The organism is uncultured Dysosmobacter sp. (genome assembly GCF_947631635.1).
Classification (GTDB): Bacteria; Bacillota; Clostridia; order Oscillospirales; family Oscillospiraceae; genus Oscillibacter.
The window spans coordinates 1-23,117 of the sequence record NZ_CANRMB010000027.1 but is presented as its reverse complement, the minus strand read 5'-3'; the positions used below and the strand labels follow the sequence as shown (position 1 = coordinate 23,117).

Genomic DNA, 23,117 nt, shown 5'->3' with positions numbered 1-23,117 from the left:
GAAGAGCGGTTCTACTGGTTGCAGTAGAACCGCTCTTCGGTTCTTTTTCCTTTTGGCTAAATTTCCCGAATCAACCGTACAACAGGGTGGGCAGGAAGGTGGTGATGATGGGGAAGCAGGCAATCAGCAGGCAGACAAAAATGATCATGCCGAACCAGGGCAGCATATTTTTGAAATACTGACCAATTGTCAAATCGTTTTTCTTGCAGATAACAAACATGACGGTACCCACAGGCGGGGTGACGGTGGCGACAGACAGCAGGACCGACACGAACACGCCGAAATACACCAGGTCGATGTTCATGGTCTGGCAAATGCCGACGAAAATGGGTACGGTAGTCAGGATGATGGCGGAGCCCTCCATGATGCAGCCCAGGAACAGGTAGATCAGGGTGAAGATCAGCATCATAACCACGGGAGTGCTGATAGAGGAGGTCAGCGCGGAGGCCACCTTCTGGGGGATCATATCATAGGTCATGCAGAAGCCCAGAACGGCGGCGGTGGCAGCGATCAGCAGGATAGAACCGGTGGTCTTGGCAGACTCCAGGAAGCACTCCAGAACCTGCTTCAGGGTCAGCTCCTTATAAACAAACATGCCAACCAAGATAACATACACGCAGGCCACGGCGCCGGACTCGGTAGCGGTGAACACGCCGCTCAAAATGCCGCCCAGAATGATGACGGGAGCCAGCAGAGCCCAGATAGAGGACTTAAGTTCCTCCCAAACACGTTTGATCCTGAATTTATCGCCCTTGGGGAAGTTGTACTTTTTGCTGTAATAGAAGCACATTGCGCAGCAGCAGACGGCATAAAGGATTCCGGGAATGATACCGCCAATGAACTGCTTTTGGATGGAAACACCGGCGGTAATGCCGTATAGAACCATCAGAATGCTGGGAGGGATGATGGGTCCCATGACGGAAGCGGTGGTCACCACGCTGGTGCTGAAGTTCTTGGGATAACCGCGTTCCGTCATGGCCTTGATCTGCATGGAGCCAAGACCGGCGGCATTTGCCAGAGCGGAACCGGAAATAGCGGAGAAGATAGCGGAGGACACAACCGTAACATAGGACAAACCGCCGCGGATGTGGCCCATCAGGGCGTCGCAGAAATTGAACAGGCGCTTGGTGACGCCGCCGGTATTCATCAGGTTGCCGGCCAAAATGAAGAAGGGCAGGCACAGCAGGGAGAAGGAGTCCGCCGCTACCAGGAATTTCTGAGCGAAGGTTATCATGGGCACGCTGTTTTGAAGGAAGAACACCAGAGACGCAATGCCCAGGGAAAAGGTAACAGGGACACCCAGTGCCACCAGCACAAACATAATTATAATAACCATTTGTTACCTCCTTATGCGACGTCCGTGTTCATACGCTCGGTGCCGTCAATGGTCACAGAAGTATGGTTGATCTTGTTATAAAGCAGCAGAATGATGTTCACAATGGTATACAGGATGGTGATGACACCGAAAACAATACCAGGAACAAAGAAAATGTTGCGGCAATATCCCAGGGATGTAGTAAAGTCCTCGGCAGTGGCCAGAACATAGGCGTAGCTGTACCTGGTGATGTAAACCGTGAAGATGAGAACCAGCACATAGGAGAACAATTCCAAAATGAATTGAACGGTTTTTGGCAGAATGCGGGTAAGAGAGTCCACACGGATGTGCTCGTTTTTGCGGACAGCCAAAGCGCCGCCGATCATGATGCACCAAACGATGGCAAGTCTTGCAAATTCCTCGGCATAGGGAGTGGACAGCTTTAGCAGGAAACGGCCAATGACTTGCCAAAACGCAAAGCCGACCATGGCGATGATGGAAAGAACCAAGAATATGTCACACAGCTTTACGATGGCCTTATCGATTTTTTTCAGAATATTCAGCATAGTTCCTCCTTGGAAGTCACGCTCCGCCCCCACGCGAGGTGGGGGCGGAACCGCGAATGACAAACACAGGATCTTCGTTTTAGAGATCAGCCATTACATCAGTGGCTGGCACGGAACGCCTCCAGCTCAGTCATGAACTCGTCATAGCACTCCTGGCCCCAGGAATCCATGTTGGCATCGATCGCGGGCGCGCAAAGCTCTGCAAAAGCAGCCAGCTGCTCGTCGGACAGCTCGGTGACATGGACGCCCTGGCTCTTCAGGTCTTCCAGCAGCTTGTCCACGTTCTCGTCACGCAGCTGATCGTGGTAGGCATCCAGCTCCAGAGCGGTGTCCCGGATGATCTGCTGGTCACCCTCAGACAGGGCGGAGAAGGAGTCGTTGTTCATCAGCATCTGATAAGAATAGTAGTTGTGCTGGGTCATGATCATTTCCTTGGCAACTTCCTGGAAGGAGTTGAAGTACAGCTGGTCGATGGGGCCCTCAACGCCGTCGCAGGCGCCCTGCTGCAGGGCGGAGAAAGCGTCGTCCAGACCCATGGAGACAGTCAGAGCACCCATGGCGTTCCAAGCGGCCTCCCAAACGGGAATACCGGCGGGAACACGCAGCTTGATGCCCTTCAGCTCAGCGGGAGTGGTGAAGGCCTTAGTAGCCATGGTCTGACGGGGAGACTGGACCCAGCTGGTCAGATAGACCACATTGTCGTTGGCCAGATAGTCCTCATGCATGTACTTCTGAGCGAATTCACTGTCAAACAGCATGTAGTCAGCCTCTTCGATGTTCTGGAACAGGTAGCAGGCGGTGACCAGGTTCATGGCATTATTGTAGTTGTTTGCTGCAGAACCCAGGCAGACGATATCGCAGCCGCCTTCCTTGACCATGTCGCGGGTGACAGATTCGGCGCCCAGCATGTTGGCGGGGAAGAGCTGAATCTTCACGCGGCCCTCGGTGCGCTCCTCAACCAGTCTTGCGAACTCTTCGGTAGCCAGATCGACAGGGCTGCCTTCCGGCTGGCAGTGGGTCAGCTTCAGGGTAACACTCTCAGCGGGGGCCGGGGAATCGTCGCCGGAGGCAGGGGGGGTGTCTTCCTTGCCGCCGCCGCAGCCGGTCAGCAAAGAAACGCACATTACGATAGCAAGCAACAATCCAGTCATCTTTTTACTCATCTTTTCGTCCCTCTTTCTTTTTATTAGCTAACACAGACGCGTGTTAGTCACAAAGTTGTTCTGCCGGTCTTATACGCTTCACGATTAAATCCTTTTATGGAGAGTCCCACGTGCTTCGCACGCTCGCATGGCGCTGAGGGCACGATGCAGCATCTCATAACAGTTTAACACGATTCGCACCACTTTTTCATGTGGCTTCGTATTACACCGGCTCCGCTGACGAACAGTCATACCGCTCGTAGCACTTTGCCACGGCCGCTGCCATGGCGCTGTTCAGGGCATTCAACCCTGGCTCTGTTTCCCACACTTCACAAAAGGCCTCAATTGCCGCCTGCGCTTCCACATAGGGGCCCGGTACATTCATCACCAGGGTTTTCCCAATATAGCCGCACACCAGACGGCTCCACATGTGACCGTTTTTTCCGTAAAGAGAAGTGGCCTTACATTCATCCATCAGGGATTCCATACCGGCGTGGGTATAGTCCTTGCCCAGGACCTCGCTGTGTAAATGGCCGCTGCCGGAACCTCCGATCAGAATGATGAGGTCGGGTTCCTGAAGCAGACACTGGCGGATCCGCTGTGTGATGGCCTCCTGCGTATCCTGCGTGACCGCGCTGCGGCGGATCGTGCAATTGTTGTTTAGCTTCAGCAATTGCTGCATCAGCATGGGGCTGTCCGTATCCAGCACAACACCGCTGCACAGTTCATCGCCGGTGGGAAGGATCTCCACAGAGTTAATCATGCATCAGCCACCTCTCTCCCTGACAATGGTTGGGATTATAAGGTGGAATATGGTCATAATCCACGCTGCAGATCTTTTCTACCTGACTGAGCTGCGTCACATCTGAGACCCGGATTCCCTCCGCCAGTGCCACGGTGCGGATCAGCCCGTCCGCGTCCCACAAGATCTCAGCTTCTTCCACCCCATAGACATCCATTTCCAGAGAGGTTCCGGTGACACCGATGATGCGGGTCATGGTTTTCAGCTTTTTCTGTAAAAGGTCCTCCAGCTGCTGGATATTCAAGCCCTTTACGGAAAGGCCGGTGATCTTCACAACCGTTTTGTCTACCTGAACAAAGATATTGGTATCCTGACTCACAATTGATTCTCCATATTCGGTATCATTGATGGTCCTGTATCTTGATATACACACGGCGCAAGCCGATGGTTCACGGCCTCTCCTGCTTCCGCAGGAGTGCGGCTCCGGGAGAAAAAGGCCGGTGTTTCAAAGAACGTCGGGATCCGCGTCCCCGACTTGCCGGCAGTGTGTATATGTCCGAAAACCGCAGGCGGCTTTATGCGTATTTGACTGCCAGAATGTCGGCCGCGTGATGATACTCAGGTCCGTCGATGCCGGGGATGATGTCCCGGGCATTGGCGATGATCTCCTCGGCGGTCATCTTCTCGGCGCTGCCGTTGACCCAGTCGCGGGTGAAGCCGACGGATTCCAGCTCGTCATACGCACGGTCGGTAATGCGGTCGCCGGCCACAGGGGCGCCCAGGTGACGGGCCACGGAGACCACGGCGGGGGAGGAACCGATGTCGCGGCCGGGGACCATCCCGATCTCCAGAGCGCGGATGATGTACTTGGCCAAAACACACTTGTCGGCAGCGATGATGGGAATATGTGCCTTCAGGGTCTGGGCATACTGGCCGGAGCCATGGGCGGTGTCGCCGGTGGGGAACTGCCGGTGGGGAACGATGCGGCCATATTCCTCGGCCACCACCATACCGATGCCAACGGAGATGATGCCGCCGGTCTTGCCCAGAGCAACCGTGCCGTCACGCATCATTTCCAGCTGGCCCACCAGAGGCATCAGCAGTTCCAGCATGGTGATATAGTGCATGATTTCAGTGGCGGAATTGTTGTTGCCGGCGCGGCCGGTGATGGTCGCCTGATGCACAGGCAGGTTCAGCTTCTTGGGATGCATCAGCAGACGGCGGCCGGGATAATTTTCGACCCACTGTCTGAGATGGGGCTCTTCGGAGATGAGCTTTTTGGCCTCATCGGAGCCCCAGGGGATCTCCAGCATATCGGCATAGCCAAATTCGTTGTTGATCTTGCCGTAGTCGCTGGAGGCCATAGCAACGATGGAACCGTCGATCATGATGCCGTCGCTGGTGGTGGTGACTGCGGTTTTCAGATCCCAAATGTTGATGGCCACAGGCCCCTCATGCTGGGCGGCAACACGCTCGCAGGCCTCGCGGCAGGTGATGCCGCAGGCCAGAACATCCTCATAGTCGATCAGGGCGATGGACACCGGGACCACGATGTTGTGGAACTTGCCTTCCGGAATAAAGCGGTATTTCAGCTGACTCATATTGATTCCCCCCTTAGTGCTTGCCGATGGGAGACCGGTTGTCCACAACCACGGGGAAATCGTGGATCAGAACATCCGAAGTCTCATGCAGGATATTGATGGTCTCCAAAATGGCCTCGACAGGCTTATCGTCCTTGTCATAGGCGCGGATCACGGCCTGGTGCATGGTCTCGGGCACGCGGTCCATGATCACGACCTCCAGGCGGGCCACGTTGTCCATCTTTGCCAGCTTGGCAACGGACTGTTCAATGCGGCCGGTGCGAAGGGACTGCATTTTTGCACTTTTCAGATGCTCCAGCCCCAGGACTTCACATTCTTTGGGCGTTTTGCCCTGGGTAGCTGCCGCAGTTTTCATTTTTCTGAAGAATTCCGGGAGTGTAGTGTGCATCATCCACATGATTTGCGCATTCCTTTCCTCTGTTTTTTCGCGGGTTAAGACCTTTTGCCAAAAGCCCTCCTGCCGCCGGGGCCTTCCGTGTTGCGCCTGGCATTGGCAGGGTCGTTAATCGTATTTTAATCTATGGAAACATAAGGTGTCTAATTAGAAGCAAATTCTCTTTTTCTTGTTGAGAAAATGATTCAGACAAAAAACCATTTGGCGAAATCAGCAGGAAAAATTACCTGCGGAAAACAGCATACCCCCACTTTCTTTGTGCAAAGCGACTATTTTTGCCGGATATTGATGGATATATCTGTGTAAATGGGACTATTTTCCAGCAAGTGCTTTTGGGCAATCCTTCGCTTTTTGTGCTTTCAAAGAACAGGCCGGCGCACGCTGCTTTCTTTGCTTCGCCGCGGCGCAAATTTTCCGGAAAAAGTTATTTTTCCCGGAATCATTCTGCCGGGAATTTGCGAAAATGTTCGTGTTTTGACAACATGGAAACCAGCCTCCTATAATTTTCGGCAGTAAGCCGCATGAAGATGTTGTTCCAAAGGATCATTGCACGGATAAATGCGATCAGAGAAAGGAGAATACGATGAAAACAAAGAAATTCAAAACCATGGACGGCAACGAGGCCGCAGCATATATCTCTTACGCGTTCACGGAGGTGGCCACCATCTATCCCATCACCCCCTCCTCCCCCATGGCCGACCATGTGGACGAGTGGGCTGCCAACGGAAAGAAGAATATCTTCGGCCAGCCTGTGCGCCTCATGGAATTGCAGGCGGAATCCGGCGCCTGCGGCGCCATGCACGGAGCCCTGGAGACCGGCTCTCTGGCCACTACATATACCGCCTCCCAGGGGCTGATGCTGATGATCCCCCCCATGTACCGCATTGCAGGCTCCATGCTGCCCGGCGTCATGCATGTCTCCGCCAGAACGGTGGCCACCCACGGCCTGTCCATCTTCGGCGATCACTCCGACGTCATGGCCTGCCGGCAGACCGGCTTCGCCCAGCTCGCCTCCTCCAGCGTACAGGAGTGTATGGATCTGGGCGCCGTAGCCCATTTGTCCGCCATCCGCAGCAGCATCCCCTTCCAGCACTTCTTTGAAGGCTTCCGCACCTCTCACGAGATTCAGAAGATTGAGCTCCTGGATTACGACGATATGAGCAAGCTGGTGGACTGGGATGCTGTGAAGCGCTTCAAGAACCGCGCTTTAAACAGCGAGCATCCCACTGTCCGCAACACGGTTCAAAACCCCGACACGTTCTTCCAGCACCGCGAGGCCTGCAACTCTGTCTATGACGCCGTTCCCGGTATCGTAGAGGAGACCATGAAGGCGATCAGCGCCCTGACCGGCCGGGATTACAAACTCTTTAACTACTACGGCGCCGCCGACGCTGAGCGCATCATCATCGCCATGGGCAGCGTGTGCGGCACCTTGAAGGAAGTGATCGACTACCTGACCGCCCAGGGTGAGAAGGTGGGCATGATCCAGGTCCACCTGTACCGTCCGTTCTCTGTAAAGCATCTGCTGGCCGTCATGCCCAAGAGCGTGAAGACCATCACCGTCCTGGACCGCACCAAGGAGCCAGGCGCCATTGGCGAGCCGCTGTACGAGGACGTCTGCGCCGCCCTGATCGACAGCGGTACCGCCGGTATCCAGGTGCTGGCCGGCCGTTACGGCCTGTCCTCCAAGGACACCACCCCCGCCCAGATGAAGGCCGTTTATGACAACATGGCCGGCGAGAAGAAAAATCACTTCACCGTGGGCATTTTGGACGATGTGACCCACCTGTCCCTGCCTGCGGGCGGCGCTATCAGCACCGCCGACAAGGCCACCATCGAGTGCAAGTTCTGGGGACTTGGCTCCGACGGCACGGTGGGCGCCAACAAGAACTCCATCAAGATCATCGGCGACAACACGGACCAATACGTGCAGGCCTATTTCGAGTACGACTCCAAAAAGTCCGGCGGCGTCACCAAGAGCCATCTGCGCTTTGGCAAAAACCCCATCCACTCCGCCTACTATGTCACCCTGGCCGACTTCATCGCCTGTCACAAGCAGAGCTACATCTACACCTATGACATCGTTCATGAGCTGAAGAAGGGCGGCACGTTCCTGCTGAACACCAGCTGGACCGGTGAGGAACTGGAGCGCAACCTGCCCAACCGCGTCAAGCGCACCATCGCTCAAAACGGCATCAACTTCTACACCATCGACGCCATCTCCATCGCCCAGGAGCTGGGACTGGGCAACCGCACCAACACGGTGCTGCAAGCCGCATTCTTCAAGCTCTCCAATGTGCTGCCCGTGGATGATGCTGTCAAGTACATGAAAGACGCCATCACCCACAGCTACTTCAAGAAGGGCGACAAGGTCCTGAACATGAACTATGCCGCCGTGGACCGCGGCCTGGAGTCCCTGGTGAAGGTGGATGTGCCCGCTGCGTGGGCCGACCTGCCCGATGCGGAGATCGTCGCCCAACCGGATGCCTCCGCGCCCAAGTACGTCCGTGACATCCTGGTACCCGTCAATGCCCAGGCTGGCGACAAGATCCCCGTCAGCAAATTCTTGGATTTTGCCGACGGCGTCACGGATGTGGAGACCTCCAAGTACGAAAGACGCGGCATTGCCGTCAGCGTGCCGGAGTGGCTGCCGGACAACTGTATCGGCTGCAACCAGTGCTCTCTGGTATGCCCGCATGCGGCTATCCGTCCCTTCCTGTTCACTGCGGACGAGGCCGAGAAGAGCGGCATGGTCACCAAAAAGGTCAACGGCCGCGGCTTTGAAAACTACACCTTCCGTATCCAGGTGGATCCGTTGGACTGCCAGGGCTGCGGCAGCTGCGCCAATGTCTGCCCTGCCAAGAGCGCCGCGCTGGTCATGAAGCCTCTGGAGACCCAGATGCACGAGCAGGCCAATTGGGATTGCTGCCTGACCCTGTCCGAGAAAGAAAATCCCATGGACAAGTTTACCGTCCGCGGCAGCCAGTTCCAGCGCCCGCTGATGGAGTTCTCGGGCGCCTGCGCGGGATGCGGCGAGACTCCCTACATGAAGCTGATGACGCAGCTGTTCGGCGACCGCATGTATATTGCCAACGCCACCGGATGCGCCCAGGCCATGTTCCTGTCTGTCCCCGCGATCCCCCTGGTCCGCGACTCCGCCGGCCATGGCCCTGCTCTAGCCAACTCCCTGTTTGAGAACAACGCCGAGTACTCCTTGGGCATGTGTTTGTCCGTGGAGCAGCAGCGCAGACAGATGAAGGCCCACGCACAAGCTGTCGTTGCGTCCACTGCCGACGAGGCGCTGAGATCCGCCGTGGCAGCCTGGCTGCAGGACGGCGACGACGGCGACATGACCCGCAAGCTGTCCGACAACGTGATGGCCGCGCTGGACGCCACCGCAGACACCAGTGCGGATATCGCCTTCCTGAAGAACAACGCCGATCAGCTGGTCAAGAAGACCATGTGGATGTATGGCGGCGACGGCTGGGCCTACGACATCGGCTTCGGCGGTCTGGACCATGTTCTGGCCTCCAACCTTGACGTGAATATCCTGGTGGTGGACAACGAGTTGTACGCCAATACCGGCGGGCAGGCCTCCAAGGCCACCCCTCTGGGCGCTGTGGTGCAGTTTGCCGCCAGCGGCAAGAATACCCCCAAGAAGGATCTTGCCATGATCGCCATGAATTACGGCCATGTGTACGTGGCCCAGGTGGCTATGGGTTCCAACCCGAACCAGGTGGTCAAGGCGCTGAAGGAGGCCGAAGCCCACAAGGGCCCCTCGCTGATCATCGCCTACGCCCCCTGCATCAACCACGGCATCGTGGCCAGCATGAGCATGACCCAAGCCGAACAGAAGAAGGCTGTGGACTGCGGCTACTGGCCCCTGTTCCGCTACAGCCCCGAGCTGGCTGCGGAGGGCAAGAATCCCTTCCAGCTGGACAGCAAAGAGCCCAACGGCAAATTGCGTGAATTCATGATGGGCGAGGTCCGCTTCTCTGCCTTGACCCGCACCTTCCCCGAGATTGCCGAGAAGCTGTTCGCCGAAGCCGAGGAGCACTGCGCCGAGCGATACGCCAAGTACAAGAATATGGCAGAGAACGGCTGAGGCCTTCCGCACTTACAGCACAGCCGCCGTTTCCCCAAATGCTTTGATATGGTCCACCACTGTGCGTCAAGCGCACGGTGATGGACCACGAAATCCCAATCAAGGCCGCGGACCGCGGCCTGTCACAGCGCATGTGCGCTGTGACACTGGAAAAGTAAATGGCCCCCTTTTCCAGTGAGCGTGCCACTGTCCGTATTTGGGCAGTGGCCATCGCGCATTTTCTGGCGCTTTTTTGAAATCTATGATATACTAGGATAAGCATCCGATGGGAGGGCGGAGTTCATGTCTGTATTGGCGCCTTTTGCCGCCTGCTTTGAAACGGCCGACGGCTATTCTCTGCTGGCGGGAGGCCTTTGTCCCATGCGTCAGCAGGAGGCCTGCCTTCGCCATTTGGCGCGGTTGAATCACCTTTCTCTGGGACCCTCCCGGGACTGTGTGGTCATCGACGTGCGATTGGGGCAGCTGCTGCAGCAGGCCGCTCCACCGGGCGTCCGCTTTCTGGCTGCCAGCGTATTCGTGCCATGCGCATCCCAGCTGTGCGGCGGTGTGGCGGGAGATATCCTCTGCAGGGAGACCTCCGCAGACGGCATGTTTTCCGCGCTGGCCGAAGGTGTGTTTGGCTTTGCCTTGCCTGGGGCCTGCGCCATGCTGATGACCGGCCTGGAAGCGGAGAGCCGGCGGCTGTACGGAAGCGCTGTGCAGATGCTGTCCCATCTTCCTCTGACGCACAGGGATATCTGCGCTTTCTTGGAGGAGAGCGAAGCTTTTTCGGGCCAATTTCTTTTTGTGAGCGACGGCAGCGGCGGATCGACTGGCTGCATGTGTACCCATTCCTGCGGGCGCCAGGAAATTTTGTGGCTGCCTGTTCCTGCCAAAGAATCCAATTTTGAACGAGGTGAAGACAATGGTTGACAATTATGAGATGCTCTTTGATCCCAAAATCATCGCAAAATACCAGGAGGAGAATCCCACCGCCAAAGTGACGGATATCGTTTATAACTATTTGGAGTCCGCCATTCTCTCCTCCAAGATCAGCCCCGGCAGCAAGATCAACGCCGCCAATATCGCTGAGGCCTTGAACGTCAGCGTCACACCTGTGCGAAACGCCATCAGGCAGCTGGCCGCGGTAGGACTGCTCTCCGAAAACGAGAACGGCAAAAACTACTATGCATTCAATATTAGCGAAAAGATGCTGACGGAAGTATTTGACGCCCGCCGGATGCTGGAGGGAAGCGCCTCCTACATCTGCGCCCAGCGCATCGCGCTGATCGATATGAGAGAGCTGCGCCACCTTGCGGACATTTACCGCACTCTTTGGCAGGAGTTTGCCGATGGGGACTACTCGCTTCTCAATCGCCGGCGGCGGATTGACATCGACCGCGCGTTCCACAATCTGCTGATCAGATCCACAGAAAACCATTACCTCATCGACTACTATTCCAGCCTGGAAAAGATGGCCACACACGCGCTGATCCGGGCCTTGGAATTTTGGGATAACGAAAAAGACCGATCCAATATGTTGATCCTGGCCGCCCAGCATCACATCATCTGCAACGGAGTTGAAAGCGGCGTGCCGGAGGTGGCCCGAAAGGCCGCGGAATCCCATGTGGAATTTGCGACTCTGCGCTGCGTGGTGAACAGAAAGCGCGGCTGACCCAATGACAGCGAAACGGAGCCGGAATTATTTCGGCTGCTGCATTGGAAAGGCGTTTCGGCAGACCGGCCTGGCTATTTACTTGAAAGTTCCCTGATATATGCTATAATAGAGCAAAAATAATCAGTAAGATGGTGGTTTTATGGATATCCTCGTCATAGATGCACAGGGTGGAGGCATTGGCAGTCAGCTCGTCTCCGCCATAAAAAAGGCTGTGCCTGATTTGCCGGTCACAGCGGTGGGCACGAACAGCCTGGCCACATCTGCCATGCTGAAGGCCGGGGCAGATTGCGGGGCCACAGGTGAGAACGCCGTGATCGTGGGGTGCCGGAACGCGGATATTATTGTGGGACCGGTCGGCATTGTGATCGCTGACGCGATGCTGGGGGAGGTAACGCCTGCGATGGCGCTTGCTGTTGGGCAGAGCGATGCGAAAAAGCTTTTGATCCCCATCAACCACTGCAGCAATATTATTGTGGGAGTTGCGGACCTGAATATCCGCGGGCTGATCCGGGAGGCAGTGGAGCGGATCAAGGATTTGACGGGTAAAAACTCTTGACAAAAAGAGGGATCTCATATATTTTATACATAGCGTCTGCATGAAGCAGACAGGAATGGCAGAAGCCTTTCAGGTACTTGGCACTATCAGAACAGATGATCCCCGCTGAAATGTATGTTATGAAGGCATACGACTTTTCCGAAGGAAAGTCGTATGCCTTTTTTGCTGTGTATCGACCGGCGGGGGCTTGAATGCGTATCATGAAAGGATCTTCAACATGATGAAAAGGTTTTTTGCCATCCTGCTGGTATTGGCGGTGAGCTTCTGCCTTGCGGCCTGCGGCGGGCAGGAAGATGAAGAGGACGGCCCTTCCGAAACCCCTGTGACATTGGTCTATGCCAGCGGAGACTATACGCGGATCAATCCCGCCATGGACGAGCATGGCGAGATCAATATCCTGATTTTCAACGGCCTGACCGCTCATGACGGCGAAAATCAGGTGGTCCCCGGCTTGGCAAAGAGCTGGGAATTTGATGAATCAGCTTGTACCTACACATTTCACCTGGAAGAGGGCGTGAAATGGCATGACGGCCAGCCCTTCACCGCGGAAGACGTGAAGTTCACCATAGAGGCTATCATGGACCCGGAGAATGGCTCCGAAAATGCGCCGAACTATGAGGACATAGAGGAGATCCATATTATTGACGAGCATACCATCGCCTTTCAATTGGCAGCGCCCAATGTGGCTTTCCTGGACTATATGACCATGGCGGTCCTCCCCAAGCACCTGCTGGAGGGGGAAGACATGCAGACTTCTTCGTTTTTCCGCCATCCGATCGGCACGGGTCCCTATCAACTGGAGAGCTGGGATGAGGGACAGAGCATCACCCTGATCAAGAACGAGGACTATTTCAAAGCCCCCGCAAACATTGACAGGATCGTCTTTAAAATCGTGCCGGATGATACTGCCAAGGCGATGCAGATGCAGTCCGGCGAGTTGGACCTGGCTCTGCTGACGCCCAAAGACGCAAAGAACTTTGCGGGGAAGGATGGCTACCAGGTCTATGAGATGGAGACCTCCGATTATCGGGGCATCCTCTTCAACTTCTGGAATGAATATTGGCAGGCGAATAGGGACCTTATCCCCGCGATCTGCTGCGGGATCGACCGTCAGGCGATTGTGGACGCTGTGATCCTGGGCAGCGGCGCCGTGGCCTATGGCCCGCTGCAGAGAAATATTTACAACAACGAACATGTGGAACACTATGATTATTCTCCTGCCAGGGCCAAAGAGCTCCTGGAGTCCGCCGGATGTACCCTGGGGGATGACGGGTTCTACTATCGCAATGGGGAAAAAGTCGGCTTTGTGATCAGCGTGGGGGCCGGCGACCAGGTGCGACTGGATATTGCCCAGGCTGCGGCACAGCAGCTCAGGGAGATCGGCATCGACGTTACCGTGGAGGTTCCCACCAAGGTGGACTGGGGCGGACAGATGGCCTATCTGATCGGTTGGGGCAGCCCCTTTGATGCGGACGATCATACATACAAGGTGTTCGGCACCGATAAGGGCGCCAATTACAGCGGCTACTCCAACGAGAAGGTGGACCGGTATCTGGTGGAAGCGCGCCAGTCCAATGATCCCGCCGTTCGGAAAGAGGCTTACGGAAAATTCCAGGAGGAATTGGCAAAAGATCCCGCGTATGCGTTTATTTGCTATGTAGATGCAGACTATGTGGCCGTATCCGCCTTGGAGGGGATCTGTGAAAGCACGGTCATGGGGCACCATGGCGTGGGGATCTTCTGGAATGTGACGGAGTGGACGCTTCAGAGATAAATGGAAAGATGAGGCAAGGCGATGACGAAAGGGCTGTATATCCCTTCTGAGTTATCCCATCAGGTGATTTGACCATGGCAGAACTGTTAGAAGTAAAGAATCTCTCCGTCAGCTTCGAGACCGCCCAAGGCGAGATTCAGGCGGTGCGGGATGTATCTTTTTCGCTAAAGAGCGGCGAAGTGCTGGCGATCATAGGCGAATCCGGGTGTGGGAAAAGCGTGCTGTGCAAAAGCATTATGAAACTGCTGTGCAATAAGGCGCGCATAAAAAGCGGCAGTATCACCGTCGATGGTGTGGATATTACCAGGTATCGAGAGCGTGATATGCAGAAGCTGCGGGGACGACTGTTCTCCATGGTGTTTCAAGACCCGATGACCGCACTCAACCCCACCATGACGGTTGGGAGCCAGATCGCAGAGGCTGTACGGGTCCATCACCCCGGAATGTCCAGGGATGCGGTTTATCAGCGCGTGATTGCGCTTATGGAGTTGGTGGGGATCGAGCGGCCGGATGAGCGCTATGGACTCTATCCGTATCATTTTTCCGGCGGCATGCGCCAGAGAAGCGTGATGGCGATTGCCTTGGCGTCTGCTCCTAAGATCCTGTTTGCCGACGAACCCACCACCTCGCTGGATGTGACGATCCAGGCGCAGATTTTGGACCTGCTCCGTGATATCCAGCGGAAGCTTGGCACAGCGACCATCCTGGTCTCCCACGATCTTGGCGTTGTGGCCCGTATCGCTGACAGGATCGCGGTCATGTATGCCGGAAAGATTGTGGAGATCGGTACAGCGGAGGAAATTTATTATGATCCCCGGCATCCCTATACCTGGGGATTGATGATGGCATTGCCCGCTTACGCGAAGGCGGGGGAGCCGCTGTACACCATCCCTGGCATGCCGCCGAACCTCCTTGATCCGCCAAAGGGAGACGCGTTTGCCTGCCGCAATGCATATGCGCTTGCAATTGATTATGAGGAGATGCCGCCGATGTTCAAAGTTTCAGATACCCATTATGCGGCAACGTGGCTTCTTGATGAAAGAGCGCCCAAAGTCACACCCCCGTTGAGAGGTGGCCGCAATGTCTGAAACCATTCTGGATGTACAGCACTTGACGCATCAATTTCGGTTAACGAAACATACGACCATCCGTGCCGTAGATGATGTATCCTTCCAGCTCCAGCGAGGCGAGATATTTGGCCTTGTGGGAGAGTCGGGATCCGGTAAATCCACAGTTGCCCGCTGCATCATGAACCTTTACCGGCCTGCCGGCGGAAGGATTTTTTACAGGGGGGTCAATGTCTGTGATCCCAAGCAATACCGGATGCACAAAAACATGCTGCAAACAACACGGCAGATGATTTTTCAAGATTCCACATCAAGCCTCAACCAGCGCATGACGGTGGCGGATATCATTATGGAACCGATGGCGATCAACCATATCGCCCCGCCGGGCGGGTCCCTCCGCGCAGAGGCGGAGCGTCAGCTCCATGATGTGGGGATGGATGCCTCCTATCTGAACAAATACCCGCCGGAACTCTCCGGCGGGATGCGCCAGCGGGTGGCCATTGCCCGGGCGCTGTCTATGGAACCGGATTTTATAGTGGCTGACGAACCGATTGCCTCGCTGGATGTGTCCATTCAGGCGCAGATCATCAATCTCTTCAAGCATTTACAGGCGGAGCACGGCTTTACCTTTCTGTTCATTGCCCACGATCTGGCCGTTGTCAAGTATCTGTGCGACCGCGTTGGCGTGATGTGCCATGGAAAACTGGTGGAGATCGCACCGGCTGCGGAGCTGTTTGCGCATCCCGCGCACCCCTATACAAAACTGCTCCTCTCCGCGGTCCCGATCCCGGATCCCCGGCTGGAACGGGCGCGCGTTCTGCAAACCTTTGACCCCTCGGATTTACAGGATACCGGAGAGATGCGGGAAATATGTCGGGATCATTTTGCGCGGATGCCGGTGGAAGGAGTGCCGCATTGATGATACGCCGTGAATTTTTATATTATGGGAAAAAACTGCTTGTATTTGCGGCCAGCATTCTGGTTTTGTCCATCGTCGTCTTCTATGTTGCCCGCCTTGCGCCCGGAGACCCTCTGGTATCCTATTACAGCGACAGGGTGGAGAAAATGAGCCCGGAAGAGCGGGCTTGGGCAGAGGAAAAGCTGGGACTCAGCGATCCCATTCATGTGCAGTATGTGCGCTGGCTGTCAGGGGCCCTGCATGGCGATTTCGGCATTTCTTTTAAGTACAAAGCGGATGTGCTGGAGGTGATCCGCGGCAGGCTGGTCAACACGCTGCTTCTCGGCGGCACAGGAGTTATCCTGATTTTTGGGCTTGCGCTGCTGCTGGGGATCCTCTGCGCCTGGTTTGAGGACCGGTGGCTTGACAGAATTATCTGCAAGGCGGGAACGATCATCAGCTGTATCCCCGAATTTTGGCTCTCGCTGGTGGCCATTTTGATATTTGCCGTTTGGCTGCGCGTGCTGCCCAGCAGCGGCGCGTATTCCGCGGGAAAGTCCCATGACATCGCAGACCGGATCATCCATCTGATCCTTCCCATGAGCATCGTGGTGGTCGAGCACCTGTGGTACTATGCCTATATGATCCGCAACAAAATTTTGGAGGAAGTGCGGGCGGACTATGTGCTGCTTGCAAAATCAAAGGGCATGAGCAGGCGCAAAATCATGTTCCGTCACTGCCTGCGCAATGTCATGCCGTCCTATTTGAGCATCATGGCGATATCTGTGCCGCATATTTTGGGGGGCACCTATATTGTTGAAACGGTATTTTCCTATCCTGGGATCGGAGCGCTGTCCTATGAGAGCGCACGGTATCAGGACTATCATCTTTTGATGCTCCTGTGCATCCTGACAGGCGCGGTCGTCATCCTGTGCAACCTTCTTGCACAAGTTATCAACGAGCGCATCGATCCGAGAATCCGGGCCAATGAGGCGGCGGAGATGTTGGAGGTGAAGCAGATTGGATGACCAGGGTTTTGCCTGCGCAGGCATCCGGCCGCTTTCCCATGGGCCTGCCCCCCAAAAGCAGCGGTGGTATCGGGGAAAACCGATCGTATCCATTCTGCTCCTGGCCGGCATCATTCTGGGGTGCCTGTTCTGTAACGCGTTTATCCCAAAGGACCCCACATATATGGACCTGTTTCACTATGACGAAGCTCCGGGCAGGGAGTTCCTGTTCGGTACGGATGCAATGGGGCGGGACATCTTCTCCATCGTTTGGTACGGCGGCAGGCTGTCTCTCTTGATCGGATTTTCCGCGACCGCCATCTCCACTGCCATTGCTGTCGTTTTTGGAGCTGTCAGCGGTCTTGCGCCCCGGTGGCTGGATGCAGTGCTGATGCGTCTCACGGAGATTTTGCTGAGTGTTCCGAACCTGCTGATCATTATTTTGATACAGGCGATTCTTGGCAAGCCAAATGTGCTCAGCATTTCTTTTGCGATCGGCATTACGAGCTGGACCGGCATTGCCAAGATCGTGCGGACAGAGGTCCGGCAGATGCGATCCAGCGAGTACGTTCTGGCCGCACGCTGCATGGGCGGTGGTTTTTTCCATATTCTATGGAGACATTTGATGCCCAACTTTATCTCCTCCATTATGTTTATGGTTGTTATGAACGTCCGGAATGCGATTGCAGCGGAATCGACCCTGAGCTTTATGGGGATTGGACTGCCGTGGGAGGTTATCTCGTGGGGCAGCATGCTGTCGCTGTCTGAAAAAGCGCTGCTCTCCGGTTCCTGGTGGATGATCCTCATTCCGGGACTGTTCCTTGTGGTGACTCTGCTGTGTGTTACCAATATTGGAAATTGGCTTCGCAAGCAGACAAACTGCAGGCAAAGCAATTTGTGACTGTTTGGATATTTTAAAAACAGGGGGTTTTTATGACACTGAACACATTTTTTAAAGAGCATCCAAAGGTGGCCCTGGCATTTTCCGGTGGCGTGGACTCCGCCTACCTGCTTTATGCGGCGATCCAAAATGGAGTGGAAGTCTGCGCCTACTATGTGAAATCCCCGTTTCAGCCCCAATTTGAACTAGAGGATGCCAGACGCATCGCAGGGGAGCTAAAGGCCGATATGCGGATCATTCAGTTGGATGTATTATCGGAAAAAGAGGTTGCCGGCAATCCGCCGGACCGCTGCTATTACTGCAAAAAACGGATCTTTTCCGCCATCGTGCGGGCAGCGCAGGCGGACGGCTTTCCGGTGCTCATGGACGGCACAAACGCCTCGGATGATGTCGATGACCGTCCCGGGATGCGGGCGCTGAAAGAACTTTCGGTCCGGTCTCCGCTTCGGGAGTGTGGATTGACAAAGGACGCTATTCGGCAATTGTCAAAAGAGGCCGCTTTATTTACGTGGGATAAGCCCGCCTACGCATGTCTTGCCACCCGAATTCCTGCCGGCGAGACGATTACGGCGGAAAAACTTCAGAAAACGGAGGCGGCGGAGAAGTATCTGTTTTCTCTTGGCTTTACGGACTTTCGGGTAAGGCTGCTGGACGGCTGCGCGAGGATACAGGTTCCGGAACAATCCATGCCGCTGCTTCTCAGCAGACGCAGCGAGATTTTAGAGACATTCAAAAAACACTACAGGGCAGTATTGCTGGATTTGGAGGCGCGCGGTGAACAGTGAGATCAAACGAGTTTTGGAAGCGGTGCGGGCTGGTGACATGTCGGTAGAGGATGCTTTGCTGAAAATCAAGGTGGAACCCTTTGAGGACATCGGCTATGCCAAGGTGGATCTGCACCGAAAGATGAGACAGGGCGCGGCGGAGGTCATCTATGGCGCCGGAAAGACACCGGAGCAGATCATCGGGATCCTCGATGTGATGAAAAAAAGCGGACAGGATACCATCCTGATCACCCGGCTGTCGGAGGAGTCCGCCGCCGCTGTGGGCCATGTTCACCCGATGGATTACCACAGGGACGCAGGAGTTGGGATCGTCGGAACGCCGCCGGAGCCGGACGGACTTGGAAAGATCGTTGTCGCCACCGGGGGGACAAGTGATATTCCCGTGGCGGAGGAAGCGGCACTGACCGCGAAGATCCTGGGGAATGAAGTCGTGCGGCTCTACGATGTAGGCGTCGCGGGCCTGCACAGAACACTGGCCCATCTTGACGACATCATGGGGGCCAGTGTTATCATCGCCATTGCCGGGATGGAAGGGGCGCTTGCCAGTGTGATCGGCGGCTTGGCGGACTGCCCGGTGATCGCGGTCCCTACCAGCGTCGGATACGGCGCTTCCCTCCACGGACTGTCCGCATTGCTGTCCATGCTCAATTCCTGCGCCAGCGGAATATCCGTCGTGAATATTGACAACGGCTTTGGCGCGGGATATCTGGCCAGCATGATCAACCATATGGCGGCAAAGGAGAAACTGTAAACGATGAAAACACTGTATTTGGATTGCGGCATGGGGGCTGCCGGGGATATGCTCACTGCGGCGCTGGTGGAACTTCTGCCGGACCCTGACGCATTTATCCAGGAGCTGAATTCGCTTGGCATCCCCGGGGTCCGCTTTACGAAGGAACCCTCTGTGAAGTGCGGCATCACGGGGACTCATATCTCCGTCACAGTCCATGGGGAAGAGGAGGAGAGCCTGGACCACCACACACACGGCCATGACCATCACCATGAAGACCATCACCATGACAGCCATCACGATGGACATCACCATCACCACCACAGCAGCCTGCATGATATCGAGCATATCGTGTGTGGACACCTTTTGCTCCCGGAGAGGGTCAAAAAGGATGTGATGGCGGTCTATGGACTGATCGCGGAGGCGGAGAGCCATGCCCATGGCGTTCCGGTGACAGACATCCATTTTCACGAGGTCGGCACCATGGACGCCATTGCCGATATCACAGCGGTCTGTCTGTTCATGGACCGGCTCTCTCCGGATGAAGTCGTCGTATCCCCCATTCACGTCGGCAGCGGCCAGGTCCGGTGCGCCCACGGCGTTTTGCCGGTGCCGGCTCCCGCGACTGCTTATATTCTAAAGGATATGCCGATTTATGGCGGTGCCGTCAAAGGGGAACTCTGCACCCCCACGGGGGCCGCCCTGCTCAAACATTTCGCAACCCGCTTCGGTGACATGCCGGTGATGAAGGCGCGGGCGATCGGCTATGGCATGGGGAAAAAGGACTTTGAGGCCGCCAACTGTGTCCGCGCCATATTGGGCGAAACAGCGGACAAGGCCGATGTGGTGTCAGAGCTCTCCTGTAATGTGGATGACATGACGGCGGAGGAGATCGGCTTTGCCATGGAACAGCTCTTCGCGGGCGGCGCCCTTGAGGTTTATACCATCCCCATCGGCATGAAAAAATCTCGTCCCGGCACGCTGATCCGCGTGATGTGCCGGGAACAGGATAAAGAAAAAATCATTGCGCTGATCTTCAAGCACACAACGACGATCGGCGTGCGGGAAAGCCAAACGCAGCGGTATGTGCTTGACCGGAAAATCACAGCCATGGATACGCCATACGGAACTGTCCGCCGTAAAGATTCCACAGGCTACGGTGTGACACGCTCCAAATATGAGTACGACGACCTTGCGAAGATCGCGAAGGACCGCGGGATGAGTCTGCCGGGATTGATTCGACAGCTGGAAAGCCTCTGAGCGCAGGATATGGGATCCGGCTTCCAGGGGGAGACGCTGCGGCGAATCCGGTGCTTTATCATACTTCTAAAGGGCGAAACAAAATGAGAGGTGGGGGAAAAGGATGAACACGATCGTTTTTTTCGGCGGGGCTTTTGACCCCATCCATACCGGCCATTTACAGCTTTGCCGCGCGGCATATGAAACGGTGCGGCCGGAACAGGTCATCCTGATGCCCTCAATGGATTCCGGCCATAAGCACATGCGGGCTTCGGCGGAGGACCGGCTTCAAATGTGCCGTTTGGCGGCGGAGCCATATCCGTGGCTGAACGTATCCGACCTGGAAATACGGCGCAAGCTCTGCTATACAGCGGACACGCTGCGCATATTGTCAGAACAATATCAGGTATGCGACTTCTGGCTGCTGCTGGGTGAAGATCAGATATGCAGTCTTCCGTACTGGTCTCGCTGGCAGGAGTTTGCACCGATGTCAAATGTTCTGGCGGTCCACCGGCCGGGCTGCTTACCTGCCATCACACAATTGGCGGAGCAGCGGCTTTTGGAAGCGGGGTGCAGGGTTTTCTGGCTGGACTGTGAGCGGATGCCTGTTTCCTCCACAGGCATCCGCCGCATGCTGCGATCGGTCCCCGCTTCGGAAGTGGAGGAACTGCCGCCCTCTGTCCGCGCGTATATCCAAAGGACCCAGCTGTATTCTGGAGAGACGTGTTAAAAGCAAAGGTTGGATGTAGGGCAAAGGCTGCAATGCGATCTCTTGTATTCTGTTTTGTAACGCATTTTGCATTCAAATATGCCTGCATCATTGCTTATTTACCCGGGACCGCCCATATACCCCATATAACGGGCGGCCGGCACTGACCCATAAGGGCCCGATCTTTAAGGCGCGGCGGAATGATCTGCCGGCTACATACCCTTACAAGCGGCCCCACCAAGTGGGACTGCTTGTTTTTATACGATAAAATATACAAAAAAGCACTGCCGTTTTTGGCAGTGCTTTTTTGCTCTATAGGGGTTGATCTTTGATTTGGCTCGAATGATATAGTCCGAAAATGTAAGAAATAAGACGCAAAATGATTTTGCGAAAAGGAGTATTTTATGCGAATTGATTTACCAGCACATAGCTTATATGGCAATACACCTGTCACTGTGGAGTTTCCGGATGACTGGGATGTGCAGGTGTCCAGTTTCCAGGGAGAAAAGGAACCCGCGCTCTCTCAGGAGCAGATCGCGGATGCGATCCGCCATCCGACGCACACGGAGCCAATCCACAAAGCGGCCCGGGGCTGCAAAAACGCCGTCATTATTTTCGATGATATTACACGCGCGACCCCAATTGAGCCGATTGCCAAGGCGGTCATTGCGGAGCTGGAAGAGGCCGGCGTCCCTCGGGACAAAATTGAGTTCATGGCCGCAGTCGGCGGACATCGCGCCATGTTCCGGGAGGATTTTGTGCGGAAGCTGGGCGAAGATATCGTCAATGAATTCCGTGTCTGGTCCCACAATCCCTTCTTCAACTGCGTCTATTTGGGAAAGACCAGCCAGCAGATCCCCATTGAGTTAAACGCCGAATGTGTTTATGCGGACTTTAAGGTTGCGATCGGCGCGATCTTCCCCCATTCATCCACAGGCGCCGGCGGCGGAGGAAAAATTATTCTGCCCGGAATCGCCTCCCTGGAGACGATTCGGCGCTGGCATTTGACCGACTCCGGCATGTGGCTCACGGACAGCAACGCCCGCAACACGGTCACCGAGGCGGCCCGGATGCTGGGACTGAATATGAAGATCGACGTTTTGATGAACGGCAAGGGCGAGATCGCCCGGCTTTATGCGGGCGACTGCGAGCGCAACTTACAGGATCACTATGATGAAATCCAGCAGTTTTTTGCCACCCGGCACATTCCGGATGTGGACTTTGTGATCGCCAATAACTATTTCAAGCCCACAGAACCCAATGTGGCCATTGTGCAGATGGGCATTTTGGAGACCATCCGCCCCGGTGGGGATATCTGCCTCTCCTATCACTCCCCGCAGGGCTGCGCGTGCCACTATGTCTGGGGCAAATGGGGAGACTCCGGCATTGGCGGCTGCATGTACCGCAAACAATGGCGGATCCCCTCCAATGTCAACCGCTTTTTCGTGTTCACACAGTATCCGGACTTTGGCACCAGCTCCTCTTACCACCTAAACGAGGACGGTAATATTTTCGCCAGACAGTGGAGCGGGATCATGGAGAAGCTGGGACCGAAGCCCCGCCGGGTCGCCATCTACCGCTACAGTGACGCCTGCTGCTTTGAGGATAAAATCGGGACCCGTTAAACGGGTCCCGGTTTTAAAGGGAGATTTGAATTTCAAAAAAAGACCGCTCAAAGGCGCCGACCGAGTCATCCAGATTTTGCTCCCACTCATTGGCCAAAACCAGCCGGTTCTGCTGCCTGCAGTCCGCCAACAACTGAGAGAATATGGAGACATCTGCTTCGGCGTCCAATATCGGACAGCGATAACAGAGGAAATCACCCTCTGGGACCACTTGAACTTCCGGAAAGAATGCTCATGTACGGTAAGGAAGCAAGCAACCGAAAACAAGAGATAGACCGCCAGCACTACACTATTCCGAACCAAA

At 55.5% G+C, this 23,117-nt stretch carries 21 protein-coding genes; 14 read left to right on the top strand and 7 right to left on the bottom strand.

Annotated features, from left to right (window positions below; genetic code table 11):
- Positions 1-70 precede the first annotated feature (70 nt).
- The 7 genes from Q0Z71_RS12760 to Q0Z71_RS12730 all read right to left on the bottom strand — a co-directional run bounded on the left by Q0Z71_RS12760 (position 71) and on the right by Q0Z71_RS12730 (position 5,721).
- Positions 71-1,336: a TRAP transporter large permease gene (locus Q0Z71_RS12760; RefSeq protein WP_298023320.1), complete on the bottom strand. Its 1,266-nt coding sequence runs from the start codon at positions 1,334-1,336 to the stop codon at positions 71-73.
- A gap of 11 nt (positions 1,337-1,347) precedes the next feature.
- Positions 1,348-1,881, bottom strand: a complete 534-nt coding sequence (locus tag Q0Z71_RS12755) for a TRAP transporter small permease (RefSeq protein WP_298023316.1) — start codon at positions 1,879-1,881, stop codon at positions 1,348-1,350.
- A gap of 98 nt (positions 1,882-1,979) precedes the next feature.
- Entirely contained in the window at positions 1,980-3,044 is a 1,065-nt protein-coding gene (locus Q0Z71_RS12750) for a TRAP transporter substrate-binding protein (RefSeq protein ID WP_298023313.1), read from the bottom strand.
- Between the two features lie 202 nt (positions 3,045-3,246).
- Positions 3,247-3,786 (bottom strand): molybdopterin-binding protein, encoded by a 540-nt coding sequence (locus tag Q0Z71_RS12745; protein ID WP_298023310.1) that lies wholly within the window; start codon positions 3,784-3,786, stop codon positions 3,247-3,249.
- Positions 3,779-4,144, bottom strand: coding sequence for a hypothetical protein (locus Q0Z71_RS12740; protein ID WP_298023307.1), 366 nt, complete (start codon positions 4,142-4,144; stop codon positions 3,779-3,781). The genes Q0Z71_RS12745 and Q0Z71_RS12740 overlap by 8 nt, the downstream gene beginning before the upstream one ends.
- 196 nt (positions 4,145-4,340) lie before the next feature.
- A complete protein-coding gene (locus Q0Z71_RS12735; RefSeq protein WP_298023305.1) occupies positions 4,341-5,366 on the bottom strand; it encodes a hypothetical protein in 1,026 nt (341 codons plus the stop codon).
- 13 nt (positions 5,367-5,379) lie between these two features.
- Positions 5,380-5,721 carry a hypothetical protein gene (locus Q0Z71_RS12730; protein WP_298023302.1) on the bottom strand — a complete coding sequence of 114 codons (342 nt, stop codon included), beginning with the start codon at positions 5,719-5,721 and terminating at the stop codon, positions 5,380-5,382.
- Positions 5,722-6,343: 622 nt separating this feature from the next.
- Here Q0Z71_RS12730 and nifJ point away from each other — a divergent pair.
- From nifJ to Q0Z71_RS12660, 14 genes are all read left to right on the top strand, one after another.
- Positions 6,344-9,865 (top strand): pyruvate:ferredoxin (flavodoxin) oxidoreductase, encoded by a 3,522-nt coding sequence (nifJ, locus tag Q0Z71_RS12725; RefSeq protein WP_298023299.1) that lies wholly within the window; start codon positions 6,344-6,346, stop codon positions 9,863-9,865.
- A gap of 282 nt (positions 9,866-10,147) precedes the next feature.
- Entirely contained in the window at positions 10,148-10,777 is a 630-nt protein-coding gene (locus tag Q0Z71_RS12720; RefSeq protein ID WP_298023296.1) for a hypothetical protein, read from the top strand.
- A complete protein-coding gene (locus tag Q0Z71_RS12715; protein ID WP_298023293.1) occupies positions 10,770-11,519 on the top strand; it encodes a GntR family transcriptional regulator in 750 nt (249 codons plus the stop codon). Before Q0Z71_RS12720 ends, Q0Z71_RS12715 begins: the two co-directional genes overlap by 8 nt.
- Positions 11,520-11,661: 142 nt before the next feature.
- Positions 11,662-12,078 carry a DUF3842 family protein gene (locus tag Q0Z71_RS12710; protein WP_298023291.1) on the top strand — a complete coding sequence of 139 codons (417 nt, stop codon included), beginning with the start codon at positions 11,662-11,664 and terminating at the stop codon, positions 12,076-12,078.
- A 217-nt stretch (positions 12,079-12,295) separates the two neighbouring features.
- On the top strand, positions 12,296-13,852 hold the full coding sequence (locus tag Q0Z71_RS12705) for an ABC transporter substrate-binding protein (protein WP_298023289.1): 1,557 nt from the start codon (positions 12,296-12,298) through the stop codon (positions 13,850-13,852).
- Between the two features lie 74 nt (positions 13,853-13,926).
- Positions 13,927-14,940, top strand: a complete 1,014-nt coding sequence (locus Q0Z71_RS12700; protein WP_298023286.1) for an ABC transporter ATP-binding protein — start codon at positions 13,927-13,929, stop codon at positions 14,938-14,940.
- Positions 14,933-15,838, top strand: coding sequence for an ABC transporter ATP-binding protein (locus Q0Z71_RS12695; protein WP_298023283.1), 906 nt, complete (start codon positions 14,933-14,935; stop codon positions 15,836-15,838). The genes Q0Z71_RS12700 and Q0Z71_RS12695 overlap by 8 nt, the downstream gene beginning before the upstream one ends.
- Positions 15,838-16,845, top strand: coding sequence for an ABC transporter permease (locus Q0Z71_RS12690; RefSeq protein ID WP_298023280.1), 1,008 nt, complete (start codon positions 15,838-15,840; stop codon positions 16,843-16,845). Before Q0Z71_RS12695 ends, Q0Z71_RS12690 begins: the two co-directional genes overlap by 1 nt.
- Positions 16,838-17,725, top strand: coding sequence for an ABC transporter permease (locus Q0Z71_RS12685; RefSeq protein WP_363316717.1), 888 nt, complete (start codon positions 16,838-16,840; stop codon positions 17,723-17,725). Before Q0Z71_RS12690 ends, Q0Z71_RS12685 begins: the two co-directional genes overlap by 8 nt.
- A gap of 32 nt (positions 17,726-17,757) precedes the next feature.
- Positions 17,758-18,510: an ATP-dependent sacrificial sulfur transferase LarE gene (gene larE / locus Q0Z71_RS12680; protein ID WP_298023277.1), complete on the top strand. Its 753-nt coding sequence runs from the start codon at positions 17,758-17,760 to the stop codon at positions 18,508-18,510.
- Between the two features lie 37 nt (positions 18,511-18,547).
- Positions 18,548-19,261 (top strand): nickel pincer cofactor biosynthesis protein LarB, encoded by a 714-nt coding sequence (gene larB, locus Q0Z71_RS12675; protein WP_298023400.1) that lies wholly within the window; start codon positions 18,548-18,550, stop codon positions 19,259-19,261.
- A gap of 3 nt (positions 19,262-19,264) precedes the next feature.
- A complete protein-coding gene (gene larC, locus Q0Z71_RS12670) occupies positions 19,265-20,500 on the top strand; it encodes a nickel pincer cofactor biosynthesis protein LarC (RefSeq protein ID WP_298023275.1) in 1,236 nt (411 codons plus the stop codon).
- 103 nt (positions 20,501-20,603) lie between these two features.
- On the top strand, positions 20,604-21,209 hold the full coding sequence (gene nadD / locus Q0Z71_RS12665; protein ID WP_298023272.1) for a nicotinate (nicotinamide) nucleotide adenylyltransferase: 606 nt from the start codon (positions 20,604-20,606) through the stop codon (positions 21,207-21,209).
- 383 nt (positions 21,210-21,592) lie between these two features.
- Entirely contained in the window at positions 21,593-22,813 is a 1,221-nt protein-coding gene (locus tag Q0Z71_RS12660) for a lactate racemase domain-containing protein (protein WP_298023269.1), read from the top strand.
- The last annotated feature ends 304 nt before the right edge of the window (positions 22,814-23,117 follow it).